This window comes from Sorangium sp. So ce887 (assembly GCF_051521455.1).
Lineage (GTDB): Bacteria > Myxococcota_A > Polyangia > Polyangiales > Polyangiaceae > Sorangium.
In genome coordinates, this window is record NZ_CP150354.1 from 5687614 (window position 1) to 5702442 (window position 14829).

The window sequence follows — 14829 nt, forward strand, 5'->3', positions numbered from 1 at the left end:
TTGGAGAGGAGCTTAACCGGGATGGACCTGAGAGACTACGCTGTGGGGGAGGTGATGCACGAAGGGGCCGAGACCCGCGTGTGCCGCGCGGTCCATCGTCCCTCGGGCGACAGGGTGGTGCTCAAGCTCCCCGCGGCGGCCGCGCCGAGCTCGCGCGTGACGGGGCGCATCCTGCATGAGCACCAGATCCTGACGCAGCTCGGGGCGGTGCCAGGGATAGCGCGGGCGCGGGAGCTCGTGCAGCAGGACGGCACGGTCGGGCTGGCGCTCGAGGACCCGGGCCTCCGGTCGCTGGATCGCCTGCTCGCCGAGCGCGGGCGCCTGCCGGTGGAAGCGGGGCTGAGGCTGGGTGCGCTCCTCGCGCGGGTGCTCGAGGCCGTGCACGCGGCGGGCGTGACGCACAAGGATATCAAGCCGCAGAACGTGCTCGTCGATGCGGCGTATACGCAGGTCAAGCTGCTCGACTTCGGCATCGCCTCGTCGCTTCCGCTGGAGGCGACGGCGGCGAGCATCCCCGAGGGGCTCGAGGGGACCCTGGCGTACATGTCACCGGAGCAGACGGGCCGCACCGCGCGGGCGATCGACGCGCGCACCGACCTCTACTCGCTCGGCGTGACGCTCTTCGAGGCGCTGTCAGGGCGGCTGCCGTTCACCGAGCGCGACCCGCTCTCGCTCGTGCACGCGCACCTGGCCCGAGAGCCCCCCTGCCTCGACGAGGTCGCCCCGGGGGTGCCTCCGGGGCTCGCGGCGATCGCGTCCAGGCTCCTGGCGAAGAACCCTGACCGGCGGTATCAGACGGCCAGGGGGGCGGCGGAGGACCTGGAGCAAGCGCTCCGCGCGTGGCGCGAGCGCGGCACGGTGGAGCGCTTCCCGCTCGGGACCAAGGACTTCTCGCGCAAGCTACGGCTGCCGGACGTCCTCGTCGGGCGCGAGCGCGAGCGCGATCTGCTGAGCGCCTCCTTCGCCCGCGCCGCCGAGGGCGCGGTGGAGCTCGTGCTCCTCGGCGGCCCGTCCGGCATCGGCAAGACGGCGCTGGTGCGCACCGTCTACCGGGACATCGCGCGAGCAGGGCGCGGTCTCTTGATCTCGGGCAAGCACGACCAGCTCGCGCGGTCGACGCCCTACGCGGCCATGGCTCAGGCATTCGGCGCGCTGATGCAGCAGTGGCTGGCGAGCCCGAAGCCGGCGCTCACGGCATGGCAGGAGCGAATCAAGACGGACGTCGGGGACAACGCGCGGCTCATCGCCGACGTGGTGCCGGAGCTCGACCGGATCATGGGCGAGCTCGCGCCGGTGCCGCCGGTGCACGGCGAGCAGGTGCTCGCCCGCCAGCGGCTGACCTGGCTGAGCTTCGTGCGGGCGGTCACGACGCCGAACGCGCCGCTCGTGATGTTCCTCGACGACATGCAGTGGGCCGACAGCGCCACGCTGGAGATCCTGAAGACGCTGCTGACCGACGCGGAGCGCAGAGAGCTCCTGGTGATCGCGGCGTACCGCGACAACGAGGCGCCGCCGGAGCATCCGCTGTGGCGGCTCGTGGCGTCGGTGGACGAGAGCGGGGCGAAGGTGTCGAGGATGTCGGTGCGCCCCCTGTCGGAAGAGCACGTGCAGGCGTGGGTGGCGCAGACGCTGAGCAGCGAGGCGGCGCGGGTGGAGCCGCTCTCGCGGGTCCTGTGGCAAAAGACGCGAGGAAACCCGTTCTTCATGGAGCAGCTGCTGCTCTCCTTGCACCGGCAGGGCAAGGTGGTCCGGGACCCGGAGAGCGGCGCGTGGGGCTGGGACCCGAGGGAGCTCGCGCAGGCGCAGGTCACGGACAACGTCGTGGCCCTTTTGACGGACAAGGTGCTCGAGATGCCCGAGGCGACCCAGCAGCTCCTGGGGCTCGCGGCGTGCGCGGGGCACACGTTCCACCTCCACGACCTGGAGCGGCTCAGCGGATGGGAGCGCGCCCGGGTGACCGGGGCGCTGTGGCCCGCCCTGCAGGAGGAGCTCCTGGTGCCCGCCGATGGGGCCTACCGGCCCGCGCAGGCGCTGGGACAGGTCGGCGAAGGGGCGCTGGACGCGGAATACCGCTTCTTGCACGACCGCGTGCAACAGGCGAGCTACGAGCGGGCCCCGCCCGAGCAGCGCGTCCTGGCGCACCTGGAGATCGGCCGGCGGCTCTGGGCGCGGCACCGGACGCAGGCGGGCACACCGCAGCAGCTCCTCGAGCTGGTGCGGCACCTGAACCTCGGCTCGTCGCGGATGGACTCCGCGGACGAGCGCGAGGCGCTGGCGCGGCTGAACCTCGAGGCCGCGCTCGCCGCGAAGGCGGCGAGCTCGCACCGGCTCCTGGCGAGCCTCACCGAGACCGCGCAGGCCTTGCTCGGCGACGACGCCTCTCGCAAGGACCCGGCGCTGTCCGCGCAGCTCGCGCTGGAGCGGATCGAGGCGGCCTTTCTGATGCGGGAGTTCGACGACGTCGAGGCGCGGGCGGTGCGGCTGCTCGCGACGCCGCTGCCGGCGCTCGCCAGGCTCTCGGTGCAGGAGATCCGCGTCCGCTGCTCCCAGGCGGCAGGCCAGTTCGCGCGAGGGGTCGAGCTGGGGCTCGCCGCGCTCGCCGAGCAGGACATCGTCTTTCCCGACACGGACGAGGCGCGCCACGCCGCGCTCCTCGAGGAGTCCGCCGAGCTGGATCGATGGTTCGAGCGCGACCCTGACGCGTTCGACCGGATGCCCGCCGATCCCTCCCCGGAGCGCGTGCTCGTCGATGCGCTGACGATGCACCTGATGGTGTGCGCCGCGATCGGCGGTCAGCCGATCCTGTCCGGGCTCGTGGTCGTCCGCGCCGTGCTGAGGGTGCGGCGACAGGGCGTGCTCACGCCGGTCTCTCCCTTCATCATCGTCTGCTTCGCGAACGTGTGGTCGTTGACCACGGGGCTATATCGCCGCGCCGCGGACTGGGTCGGACCGGGGGTGCGCGCGGCCGAGCGCGTCGCGTCGCCCTTCCTGGCAGAGTGTCTGTCCTTCCAGGGGCAGTACACGGCCTACGCCCGCCCCGCGGATGAGATGGCGCCCATCTTCGAGCGAACCTGCGCGACCGGGCTGAAGGTCGGCTCGTTCCAGGGGACGAGCTGGGGGCTGGAAGGCGACCTGTTCTATTACCGGGTGTGGCGTGGCCAGCCGCTCGGACAGATCGAGGCGCACCGGGCGGCTCGCGCAGGGCTCGTGCAGCGCGCGGGGACCGCGCTCGGGGCCCACTACTTCGAGGCGGCCGCCTCGTGGTGCGACCGCTTGATGACGGCGGGCGGCGCGGGGCAGCTCCTCTCGGAGCAGCCCTTCTCACGCGGGTCGCGCTCCCTGCTGGCCGACGGCGATGGGATGGCCGCCGAGCTGGCGCGCATCCTCGAGGCCCACCTGTTCCTCGTCGCCGGCGCGTACCCGATGGCGCTCTCGCGGGCTCGGGAGGCCGAGCAGCACCGCATGTCCATCTTCGGCTTTCCCCCGGTGACGGACGTACCGCTCTGGCTCGCGCTCGCGGCCGCGAGGTGCTGGCCGGGGACCACGGACACGGAGGAGCGGGCCAGGCTCGGCGAGCACATCGAGCAAGGCCTCGCGCGGCTCTCGTATTTCGCCGAGGGGAGCCCGGACAACTTCCTGCACAAGCTGCGCCTCCTCCAGGCCGAGCACGCCCGCGTGCAAGGCAGGACCGACGAGGCCATGGCCAGGTACGACGAGGCCATCGAGCTGGCCCGCGGGCAGCGCTTCTTGCACATCGAGGGCCTCGCCGCTCAGCTCTGCGCCGAGTTCCACCTCGAGGCGGGCAGGAGCCGTATCGCCGCGCTGTACCTGCGCGAGGCGAGGGACGCCTATGTCCGCTGGGACGCGCACGCGGTGGTGGCCCACCTGGAGGCGAGGTGGCCCGCCCTGCTCCGCGCGCCTGCCCAGCCCGCGACGCCCGCGAGCGCCGAGCGCCGCCTCGCGGCGGGCGTCCCCACGCTGACCACCACGGGCGTCGACGGCGGCGCGCAGCTCGATGTGAACACCGCGGTGCGCGCGGCGCAGGCGCTGTCGAGCGAGCTCGATCCGGAGCGCGTCATCGGCCGGCTGATGGAGCTCGTGCTGGAGAGCGCCGGGGCGCAGCGCGGCGTCCTCCTGCTTGTCGAAGGAGAAGAGCTCTCGATCGTGGCGCGGCTCTCGGTCGAGGGGGCCCGCATCGAGACGGGCCTGTCCGAGCCGCTCGCGCAGAGCGACGAGGTGGCGAGGACGGTCGTGCGCTACGTGGCGCGCACGAGCGAGCCGGTCGTGGCGGACGACGCCAGGGCCGACGCCCGCTTCGCGGCCGATCCGTACCTGGCCTCGCACCCCGTCCTCTCGCTCCTCTCGCTTCCCCTGGTGCATCGAGGGCGCCTCCTCGGCGTGCTGTACCTCGAGCACCGCGAGGCGCCTGCGGCGTTCCCCGAGAGGCGGGTAGAGCTCCTGTCGGTGCTCGCCGCGCAGGCCGCCATCGCCGTGGAAAACGCCCTCCTGTACCGGGACCTGGAGGCCAAGGTCAAGGAGCGCACCATCGAGCTTTGCGTCGCCAAGGAGGCGGCGGAGCGCGCCAGCCAGGCCAAGAGCGACTTTCTCTCCAGCATGAGCCACGAGCTGCGCACTCCGCTCAACGGGATCATCGGTTATGCTCAGATCCTGGAGCGAACGCCTGATATCGCGCCGGCGTGGCGGGAAGGGCTGCACGTCATCCAGAAGTCGGGCGAGCATCTGCTCTCGCTCATCAATGACCTGCTGCACCTCGCCAAGATCGAGGCGGGCAAGCTGGACTCCGTCCTGACGGAGGTCCGGTTGCCCGCCCTCGCGCGGATGGTTGTCGACGTGTGCCGGGTGCGCGCCCAGGCGAAGGGGATCGCGTTCACCCACGAGCTGCGCGGCCCCGCGCTCCGGGCCGTCCATGCCGACGAGAAGCGGCTGATGCAGGTGCTCTTGAACCTCCTCGGCAATGCCATCAAGTTCACCGAGCGAGGCGCCGTATCCTTCCATGTCGAGGCGCTGGAGGAGAGCGTCCCTGCGGGCCGGATGGTGCGTTTCCGCGTCGAGGATACGGGGCCTGGCATCGCCTCGGAGCACCTGTCGCGCATCTTCGAGCCGTTCGAGCAGGTGGGGGAGCAGAGCGCGAGGAGCGAGGGCACGGGGCTTGGCCTCGCCATCACGAAGAAGCTCGTGGAGCAGATGGGTGGAGCGGTCGAGGTGCAGAGCGAGATCGGCGTGGGCAGCGTCTTCACCGTGACGCTCCCGCTCGCCGAGGTGCAGCCGGCGACGAGCCCAGACGAGGCCAGGGGTTGGGACACGATCGTCGGCTATCGCGGGGAGCGCCGCACGATCCTCATCGTGGACGACAACGCCGACAATCGCGCCGTGGCGCGCGGGCTCCTGGGCCCGCTCGGCTTCGACCTGTGCGAGGCGGACGGCGGCGAAGCGGCGCTGCGCGTGGCCGCCCTGCACGCGCCGGCGCTCGTCCTGATGGACCTGTACATGCGGGGCATGGATGGCTACGAGGCCGCGCGCCGCCTCAGGCTCGTGCCCGCTCTCCGGCGGACCGTCATCCTGGCCTCGTCGGCGAGCGTCTCCGAGGCCGAGCGGCAGAAGTGCGCCCGTGCCGGCTGCGATGACTTCCTGCCCAAGCCCCTCCAGGCGAGCGCGCTCCTGGATCGGATATCGCGCCTGCTGGGGGTCGAGTGGCTCCACCGCGAAGAGGCCCCCGCTCGGGATTCACCGGCAGAGGTCCCCACGGACGGCGGCCCCCTCGCGTCGCCTCCGGCCGAGGAGCTGGCCCTGCTGTCGGCGCTCGCGAACAGGGGGCTCGTCCACAAGATCCTGGACGAGGCGGAGCGGATGAGGCAGCGCGATCCGCACCTCAGGCCCTGGCTCGATCAGCTCGTGACGCTCGCGCGTGGCTACCAGACCCGGAAGCTGCGGGAGTTTCTCGATGCGTACGGCCCAGGCGGCGCGGTCGGCGCCGAGGGCCCCGCGGATCCGCGGGCATCGATGTAGGTAGAACGACGAACGGGTCCGGGGCATCCGGCGAGGAGCGGCGGAGGGTGCGCAGCCGCTACAGCATTGAAAGAATTATTCAATGCAACGGTCGCTTGCGACCTCCGGGTTGAGTTTCAACTCTCCCCGCCCCCTCCCGGACCGCCTCCGGCGGTCGGCCGCCCCCGCTCGAGGTCGTGCTGGGTGCGCCACGCCTCGAAGATCAGCGCCTGGACCACGGAGAGGACCAGGACGGACACGTCGGTGTTGACGTAGAGCCAGATGAACCCCAGCCCGAGGCCGCGCACGAGCAGCGCCACCCCCACCCCGACCGCGACGTTGCCGCCCCAGAACAGGAGGCACACGCCCACGAGCCGGATCCCCCGCCGGACCGCGGGCGGGAGGAGCCCGGCGCGCATCCCTCGGCGGCGCCCCACCGCGTAGGCCGCGCACGACGTGGCCGCGACGACGCCCAGGATGTAGAGCGAGTCCGACATAGCTACACGTCCCCCCGGAGCCAGGAGAGAGCGCGCGCCGCGAGCTCCTGGAGCAGCCCGCCGATCGTCGAGAGGCGCTCGCCCGGGAGGTTCGAGGTCGGCGCCCCCTCGCGCACCGGCGCGGCGAGGACCTCGAAGCCCGCGCGCTCGAAGAGCCGGCGGGCCCGCCAGACGCGGTGCTCGCCGGTGACGAGCAGGATCCTCCTCGCGCCCCTTCCCAGCAGGAGCTCCGCGCTGCGCTGCGCCTCCACCGCCGTCGTCAGCCCCCGCGGCTCCGTGAGGAGGGCCGACGCGGGGACGCCGAGGCCCTGCGCGAGGCGGGCGCGCGACTCGGCCTCGCTGGCCGCCCCGTTGCGGCTGCCGAGCATCAGCACGAGCGGCGCGCGCCCCTGATGGTACAGCGCGACCGCCTCGACGGCGCGCCGGAGCGAATCCTCCGGCAGCCGCCCGTGCGGATCGACGTCCGCTCCGAGGACGACCACGGCGTCGGCCTGCCCGGCGTCGGGCGCCGACGCCATCCAGCGATCGAGCGGCGCGGCGGCCGGGGTGAACGCGGCGACGGCGAAGACCGCCAGCCCGACCCCGCCGGCCGCCGTGCTCAGGCGGTCCCACGCTGCTCCCATGCGCATGACGCTGATCCTGGAACCGGTCCCCGCGTCGTGCCCTACGTCGCGGCCAGGAGCGCTGGCCGCGAAGGACGCACGGCGAGCCGCGGCGCCTCCAGCTCCTCCGCGACGCCGTGGATGGCGGCCTCGATGCGCTCGAGCGTCTCCTCGCTCATGTGGCTGTGCAGGGGCAGGCAGACCTGGCCCGCGCAGAGCCGGTCCGTGTTCGGCAGGGCGTCGCCCGCCGGGGCGCAGGTCAGCTCGTGCAAGGGCGGGTAGAAGTACCGGCGCGCCTCGACGCCGCGCCGGGCGAACGCGGCGACCGCGTCGTCGATCGGGACGTCGACAAGCCGGACCCCGAGGTTCTGTCCATTGAGGATCACGCCCGGCGGAATGCGCTGGGTGCGGTACACCTGCGGATGCCCGGACAGGGCCGCGCGCAGCCGCTCGAGATACGCCCGCCGGCGGGCCAGCGCCTCGGGGAGCCGGCGGAGCGACGCCAGCGCCAGCGCGGCGCGCAGCTCGTCGATCTTGGCGTTCATCCCCGGGACCGACGCCCGCAGCGGCTGCGTGAGCCCGTGGTTGCGCAGCCGGCGCATCGCCGCGCTCACCTCCCGATCCGGGGAGACGACCACGCCGCCCTCCGCGGCCACGAGGATCTTCGTGGCGTGCAGCGAGTAGGTCGTCGCGGTGAGGAGCGCCTCGGCCTCCCGGCTCGCCGTCTCGGTGCCCATGCCGTGCGCGTTGTCGTAGATGACGGCCGCCCCCGCGGCCCGCGCCTGCCGCGCGATGCCGGCCAGATCGGGCGGGACGCCGAACACGTTGACCGGGAGGACCAGCGTCACGTCGTGCTTGGCGAGCAGGCCGCGCAGGTGCTCCGGATCCAGCGTCCAGGTCTCCGGATCGATGTCGCAGAAGATCGGCTCGAAGCCCGCATGGACCGCGGCGTTGAGCGTCGCGATGAACGTGAAGGCGGGGAGGATCGCCTTGCCCCGCCGCACCGCCGCGGCCTCGATGGCGAGGCTGATCGCGACGGCGCCGTTCGAGACGACCACGGCCTCCTCGACGCCGAGGAACGTCGCGATCGCCCGCTCGAAGCCCTCCGCGTACGGGCCGCCGTTGCTCAGCCGCCCCGAGCGCAGGACCTCGGCGAGCTGCGCCGCGATCGCGTCCGGCTCGTCCACCTGCGGCAGGACCATGGGGATCAAGGGTCGCGGGTCGCTCATGCTTGTCTCTCCAGAGAAAGGCGCTGCAGCGCAACGCGGCCGATGAACTCGGGGATGCCGAGCAGGTACCGCCGCCAGAGCCGCCTCGGCTCGACCACAAGGCGGTAAAGCCACTGGACGTGATGTCGACGCACCCACTCGGGCGGGTAGGTCACGGCCCCGGCCACCTGATCCAGCAGCCCACCCATGCACCACGCGGCGTGCACCTGCAGCGCCGCGAGGTGCCGGTCCACCCATAGCTCCTGCTTGGGCGGGCCGAGGCCGACGATGAGCAAGGCCGCGCCCGAGTCGTTGATCGTCCGGACCACCGCCGCCTCCTCCTCGGGGCCGAAGTACCCGTGGTGAACCCCCGCGATCCGGAGGCCCGGACGCTGCGCGACGAGGCGGCGAGCGACCTCGTCGGCGATCCCGGGCGCCCCTCCGAGCAGGAAGACCGAGGCTCCGCGCTCGGCGCACAGGTCCACGATCCTCCCCAGCTCGATCGGACCCACGTTGATGCGCTCCGGACACGGGCCGCCCAGCAGGCGAGCCGCCCAGACCACCCCGATGCCGTCGGCGTACACGACGTCGGCGCGGCCGACCGCGGCGCGGTACGGCGCCTCGCGCTCCGCCAGCGTGGCGCAGTACGCGTTGACATAGGTGTAGTACGCCGGCCTGCCGCCGGCCTTCGACGACCTGAGCAAGGCGTCGTCCAGGTCGAGCAGCAGCTGCTCGAACGTGAGCCGTGCGACGGGGACGCCGAGCACGTCGACCCGCGGCGCCGCGGGCGGGTCCGCGATCATGCAGCACCTCCGGCCGGCGCCACCTTGGCCTGGGTGCTGATGAACGCGCGCGGATCGGTGACCGGCCCGCGATCGAGGACGGGCCGCGCCTCGTCGCTACCGAACATCGCGACGTAGTCCCCGTGGAACCCGTCGCAGATGTCACGGAGCGCGCAGCTCCGGCATCCGGCGCCCTTCTCGTAGCCGTTGTGCTCGACGCGGTTCAGCGCGTCGCCGCGGTAGGCGGCGTCCTGATCCCCGCGGCGGCGGAAGAGCCGGTAGGAGAGCCCTTCCAGCTTCCTCAGCGAGGGGCCGAGCCGCGAGCTCACGTCGGCGCGGAGCAGCCGCCCCCGGAGGTCGAGCGCGTCGGCCAGGCGGAGCAGCGGCTGCCGGAGCGGCCCGAGGCGCGGCCGCGCGCCGAGCGGAACGGGCGGCGTCAGGAGACCGCCCCGCATCCGTTGCGGTCCCTTGTTGGTCCAGGTCCAGCTCGCGAAATCCCACTCGTGCGGGTCGTACGGGAGCTGCTGGTAGTCGTACACCGAGGGCCAGTGGCGCTCGGACACGACGCAGTGGGGCAGGTACCGGACGTTCGCCTCCACGCCGGCGCGCGCGAGCACGTCCAGGGCCTCGTCGAGCGGCTCCCGCAGCTCGGCGTAGCGAGGCACGTTCTCGGCGGTGCGGACCCCCGCGTTGCGCTGATCGGCGAACGGGTTGAAGGCGAGGAAATTGACGGCGCGCGCGCCCACCTCGACCGCCAGCTTCGCGACCGCCGGCAGCTGCGGCACCGCGCGCTTCGACATCACGCAGTTCACCCGGAACGGCACTCCGAGCGCGATGAGGTGGTTCAGCGCGCGCATCTGGCGCACGTGCGCGCCGTCCGCTCCCACGGCCAGGTCGTGCGCCTTCCCGAGCCCCTGGACGCTGACAAGGAAGTCGGCGACGCCGGAGTCCTTGAACTGCTGCACCTTGTCGCGCTTGTCGAGCACCAGCGCGTTGGTGATGAGCGTCGGCGAGAGGCCGATCCCGACGCAGTACCGGACCAGCGCGTGGATGTCGCGCCAGATGGTCGGCTCGCCGCCCTGGATGTCGATCGCTGTGTTCCCGTAGAAATCGACGAGCGTCCGGCAGATGGCCTGCGCCTTCTCCAGCGACATGAACGGGTGCTCGGGGTGCTCCTTGTCCTCGATCCGATCGAGGAAGTAGCAGAAGTGGCAGCGGAGATTGCATGTCTGCCCGAGCCACAGCACGCCACGGCGCGTGATCGCTCGGCCCTGGGCGTGCAACGGCGGCGCGGCGGCCGGGCGCGCGGCCGGCACCGCCAGGGCGAGGGCCCGCTCGAGCAGGACCTCCGGCGGCTCGATCTCCACGGGCTCCTGCGGCACCGAGGCCTGCGACCCCTTGCGCTTGAGCTGCACCAACGAATTGTTACCATCCGTGCTGGTCTTCACTTGGGCCTCACCTGGGTTCAATCCTTCACGCGCGGCAGCGCGCCGCGCGCTGCGAAGGCGCCGACACGGCTCGGGGGTTCGTCTCTCGATGGCGGCGACGTGGCGTTGCACGCCGCGCCCCGCCGCTCGCCGGATCCGCTGACGGGCAGTTGAACTGCTCCGCGATCAGGGCGATAGAGGAGCGCCATGCTCACGCCACGACCCCCGGCGAAGGCGCTCCTCCACCCGTGACGGCGCCGGCCCCGCGCGAGGACCCCCCGCCTCCGGCGAGGAGGAGCGTCTCCGGCAGCATGGCGCTGAAGACCGCGAGCGATCTCGTCTCGCGCGGCGTCCGCATGCTCCTCGCCGTGGTCGCCGCGCGGCAGCTGGGGCCGGCGGGCTTCGGCGACTACAGCTACGCCTTCGCGGTGGGCTTCCTGCTCGGCGAGCTCGCGGACCTCGGCCTGCACCTCTTCATCGCGCGGGAGGTCGCCCGGGATCCGGGCGCTCCCATCGGCCCGCTCGTGCGCCTCAAGCTCGCGGTGACGCTGGCGGCAGGCGGCGTCGGGCTCGGGGTCGGCCTCCTCGCGGACGCGGCCTCGCCGCGCCGCGCGCTCGTGTGGCTGCTGACCGCCGCGTGGCTGATGGCCTCGTTCGTCGAGATGCTGAACCAGGTGTTTCGCGGGCACCAGCGGATGGAGCGCGAGGTGCTCGTGGCGATCACCATGGCGATCGCGTCCTTCGGGCTGGGGACGGCGGCGCTGCTCTCGGGTCTGGGCGCGCTCGGCCTCGCGTGGGCCCTCGTCGCGGGCCACCTGCTCGCCCTCGCGCTGGCCGTGGCCCTCGCCGCCCAGCTCCTCGAGCGCCGGCCGGGGTCCGGCGGGGGCGCGATGCTCCCGCGGGGCTTCCTCCGGGAGGCTGGGCCTCTCGCGGTGGTGATGGTCGCCAGCCCCGCCTACTTCCAGATCGATCTCCTGATGCTGGGCTGGATGAGCACCGCCGGGGCGGTCGGCGACATGAGCGCCGTCCAGCGCGTCATCGGCGGCGCCATGGTGCTGCCGGGCGTCGTGCGCGCGGCGGTCTTCCCCGCCTTCGTCGCCAGCGGCTCGGCGACCGTCCGCAGGCGCCTCGCCGCGTCCACCTTCCTCGGCCTCATGGCCGCAGGCGTGCTCCTGAGCGCCGCGGTGTGGTGGCTCGGCGAGCCGCTCGTCCGGCTCGTGTTCGGCGCGGAGTACGCGGGCGCCGTGCTGCCGCTGCAGCTCATGACGACGGCGCTCGTGTGGATGCTGCCGGAGTTCGCCATCGGCCCGATGCTGTTCGCGACGGGCCAGCAGCGCCCGTACGCCGCCCTCTGGGTGACGAGCGTGCTCTTCATCGCGGCCGGCAACCTGTGGGCGATCCCGGCGCACGGCGCCGCCGGCGCCGCCCTGGTGAAGCTCGTTGTCACGTTCGGCCTTGTGGCAGGCGAGGTGCTCGTCCTCTGGCGCGTCCGGGACCGCCTGGGGGCCCCGTGAGCGGCCGCGGAGCGGGCCTCTCCCGCGCTCGTCGATCGCCCGGCGCACGGGTCAGTAGCTCCCCACGCCGAAGAGCATGCGCAGCGGCGTGAGCGCGATGATCTTCAGGTCGAGCCGGAAGCTGGCGTTGGCCAGGTAATAGATGTCGAGGAGGACGCTCTGGTCGAAGGTGACCTGGTTGCGCGCCGCGACCTGCCACAGGCCGGTGATCCCGGGCCGGCCGTCGCTGCGAAGCCGGTGCCACGCCTTCAGCGCGTCGAACTCCGCCATCGGATAGGGCCTGGGGCCCACGAGGGCCATTTCGCCGGTGAGGACGTGGAAGAGCTGGGGGACCTCGTCGACGCACAGCCAGCGGAGGACGCCGCCGAGCCGCGTGATGCGCGGATCCCTGGGGTGCTTGGGGATGACGACCCCGTCCTCGCGCACGAAGCCGGGGATGTCGCCGCGGATGACCGAGAGCCGCGCGGCGTCGCCCCCGTCCTCGCCGTCGCGTCGCCGCGCCCGCATCGTCCGGTACTTGAAGAAAGCGAACGGCTTCCCGCCCAGCCCTGCGCGCGGGGCGACGTGGAACGCCCCGCCCGGGGACTCGAGGCGGATCAGCAGCGCGATCACCAGCCACAGCGGCGCGCCCCCGAGCAGCACCGCCAGGGCCACGAGCTTCTCGACGGCCTGGGTCGCCGTGGCGTCGAGGCCGCTCCGCTCGCCCGAGCCGAACCGGACCACCGGGATCCCCTCCGCGGTCCGCTCGGTGAGGCCGAGGCGCACCGCGAGCCACTCGAGGTCCCGCGATGCGATCGCGACGGCCCGCGCCTGTCCGCTCGCCCGCCGCGCCCGCCGCAGCACCTCCCCGATCGCGTCGAGGCCCTCGACGGCGATGGGAGCGCTCGGATCCAGCGGAGGAGGCGACGCGGTCTCACTGCCAGCGAAAGACGTCGGTGCACAGCTCAAGCAAACCTCCTGGGGGTGTCCGGTCCGGCGTCGCGACGGTGCTCCCGCGCTGCCGGACGCGCTGCCGTCTCGTCTCAGCCCTCTCTCAGCTGCTCCCCGAACGCCCGGCGTGTTCGCCACCGCGCCCACGCCGGGAAGAGCTCTCCCACCGCGCTGCGGAGGCGGAGCCGCAGCGCGGCGCTCCCGCGGGCGTGCGGCGCGCGCCAGAGCGCGGCCACGCTCTCGGCGACCCGGTCCACCGGGACGCCGCCGTCCTGCGGTCGAGACACAGCCCCCCGGCGCCGCCGCTCGTCCTCGTGCAGGCCCGTATCCACCCAGCCGGGGTGCACCTGGGAGACCCGGATCCCCCGGGGCGCGAGCTCGAGCTCGAGCGCGTCGCTGAGGCCGCGGACGGCGAACTTCGTGGCGCAATAGACGCTCTTCAGCGGCACGGCGCGGAACGAGACCTCGGATCCGACGTTGATGATGTGCCCTCCCCCGCCCCCCATGGCCTGCACCGCGTGCCGGCAGCCGAGGAGCACGCCGACGAGGTTGGTGCGGACGATCGACTCGACCTCCTCGAGAGCCATCTCGTCGAGGCGCCCGTAGCCCTCCCGGGCAGCGTTGTTGACGACGACGTCGATCCCGCCCAGGAAAGCGCGCGCCGCGCCGAAGAAGGCGCCCTGGGAGGCGTCGTCGCCGACGTCCACCGCGCCCGTGCCGAGCCGCCGGCCCGCGTGCTCCGACGCGAAGCGCTGCTGCAGCGCGAGGAGCGCCTCCTCGCCCCGCGCGCCGGCGAACACCCGATGTCCCTCCTGCAGCGCGCGCGCCACGACGGCCCGCCCGATCCCGCGCGAGCCGCCGAGCACGACGATGGCGAGGGCGCGCTCAGGCACGCGCGACCCGCGCCAGCAGATCTCGTCCCAGGCTGCGCACGAGGAGCTGTTCGTTGCTCACGAGGTGCTGCTGGTTGAGCCACGGCGCCGCGCACGCGAAGCAGCCATGATCGTGCAGGTGCTCCCACGCGGCCCGGAAGCCGACCTCCAGCACGTTCTTCGCGGGGAAGTCCGAGAGCCGCTGGTTGCACGGGTACATGCGTCCATCTCCGTCGATGAACGCATAGTACCGGCCCGCGCTGCACGGGAGGTACGGGAAGCTCGCCCGCCGCGCCTCCTCGGTGACGCGGTCCTCGCCGTGGTGCTCCCACCAGCGCGCCATGTTCTCCCAGACGCGCTCGCGGAAGACCAGGGGCGCCCCCTCGCGCTTGAGGGCGAGCAGGGCGTCGGCCAGGACCTGGCGCTCGCCCGCGTCGAGGGAGTTGTCGCCGTGGATGCGCAGCTGACGGTCGGACTGCGGGGCGTAGCTCATCACGACCTCGAGCCGCGCGTCGAAGCGGGTCGCGAGGTCGAGGAGCCAGGGCACCTGATCCTTGTTCCGGCGGTTCAGCACCGCCTTCACGATGCGCGGGATGCCGCGCGCCTGGCATACCTCCAGCGCCCCCACCGAAACGGCGAAGGTCCCCTCGCCGCGATTCAGATCGTTGATAGGCGCTGGCCCGTCGACGCTCACGACGATCGAGCTCAGGTGCACGAGCTCGTCCACGCGCTCCTTGACGCGGAATCCGCTGGTGACCATCCCCACCGAGATCCCTCGGCTCACCGCCCGCTCGACGATCCGGCCGATCGACTTGTGCAGCATCGGCTCGCCGCCCGTGAGCGTCATGACAGCAGTCCCTAGCGCCGCCGCATCGTCCACAATGGCGCACAGCTGCTCATAGTTAAACTGCCCGATGCTGTCGCGCCGGTGGTGGTAGTCTCCGTAGCAGTACTCGCAGCTCAGGTGGCACCGATTGGTCACGGAAACGTC

The 14829-nt window shown here is 72.7% G+C and carries 10 protein-coding genes; 2 read left to right on the forward strand and 8 right to left on the reverse strand.

The features are described 5' to 3' along the window. The first annotated feature begins 21 nt into the window (after positions 1-21). Complete coding sequence (locus WMF36_RS21320) at positions 22-6027, forward strand: AAA family ATPase (protein WP_437581452.1); 6006 nt, start codon at positions 22-24, stop codon at positions 6025-6027. Between the two features lie 116 nt (positions 6028-6143). Here the strand turns inward: WMF36_RS21320 and WMF36_RS21325 are convergent, their stop codons facing one another. From WMF36_RS21325 to WMF36_RS21345, 5 genes are read right to left on the reverse strand one after another with little or no spacing between them, the layout of a single operon-like run. Continuing rightward, positions 6144-6503 carry a hypothetical protein gene (locus tag WMF36_RS21325; RefSeq protein WP_437581454.1) on the reverse strand — a complete coding sequence of 120 codons (360 nt, stop codon included), beginning with the start codon at positions 6501-6503 and terminating at the stop codon, positions 6144-6146. Between the two features lie 2 nt (positions 6504-6505). Next, on the reverse strand, positions 6506-7132 hold the full coding sequence (locus WMF36_RS21330) for a YdcF family protein (RefSeq protein WP_437581455.1): 627 nt from the start codon (positions 7130-7132) through the stop codon (positions 6506-6508). A 35-nt stretch (positions 7133-7167) separates the two neighbouring features. Next, positions 7168-8334: a DegT/DnrJ/EryC1/StrS family aminotransferase gene (locus WMF36_RS21335; protein ID WP_437581456.1), complete on the reverse strand. Its 1167-nt coding sequence runs from the start codon at positions 8332-8334 to the stop codon at positions 7168-7170. Further along, positions 8331-9116: a WecB/TagA/CpsF family glycosyltransferase gene (locus tag WMF36_RS21340; RefSeq protein WP_437581457.1), complete on the reverse strand. Its 786-nt coding sequence runs from the start codon at positions 9114-9116 to the stop codon at positions 8331-8333. Before WMF36_RS21340 ends, WMF36_RS21335 begins: the two co-directional genes overlap by 4 nt. Then, the gene (locus WMF36_RS21345) at positions 9113-10543 is read right to left on the reverse strand and encodes a radical SAM protein (protein ID WP_437581458.1); all 1431 of its coding nucleotides are present in this window, start codon (positions 10541-10543) and stop codon (positions 9113-9115) included. The genes WMF36_RS21340 and WMF36_RS21345 overlap by 4 nt, the downstream gene beginning before the upstream one ends. A 290-nt stretch (positions 10544-10833) precedes the next feature. Between WMF36_RS21345 and WMF36_RS21350 the strand changes: the two genes are divergently transcribed. Beyond that, positions 10834-12036 carry an oligosaccharide flippase family protein gene (locus WMF36_RS21350; RefSeq protein ID WP_437581459.1) on the forward strand — a complete coding sequence of 401 codons (1203 nt, stop codon included), beginning with the start codon at positions 10834-10836 and terminating at the stop codon, positions 12034-12036. A gap of 51 nt (positions 12037-12087) precedes the next feature. Here the strand turns inward: WMF36_RS21350 and WMF36_RS21355 are convergent, their stop codons facing one another. The 3 genes from WMF36_RS21355 to WMF36_RS21365 all read right to left on the reverse strand — a co-directional run bounded on the left by WMF36_RS21355 (position 12088) and on the right by WMF36_RS21365 (position 14820). Further along, a complete protein-coding gene (locus WMF36_RS21355; protein ID WP_437581460.1) occupies positions 12088-12984 on the reverse strand; it encodes a sugar transferase in 897 nt (298 codons plus the stop codon). A 74-nt stretch (positions 12985-13058) separates the two neighbouring features. Beyond that, a complete protein-coding gene (locus WMF36_RS21360) occupies positions 13059-13859 on the reverse strand; it encodes an SDR family NAD(P)-dependent oxidoreductase (protein WP_437581461.1) in 801 nt (266 codons plus the stop codon). Then, positions 13852-14820: a radical SAM/SPASM domain-containing protein gene (locus WMF36_RS21365; RefSeq protein ID WP_437581462.1), complete on the reverse strand. Its 969-nt coding sequence runs from the start codon at positions 14818-14820 to the stop codon at positions 13852-13854. The genes WMF36_RS21360 and WMF36_RS21365 overlap by 8 nt, the downstream gene beginning before the upstream one ends. Between the last annotated feature and the right edge of the window lie 9 nt (positions 14821-14829).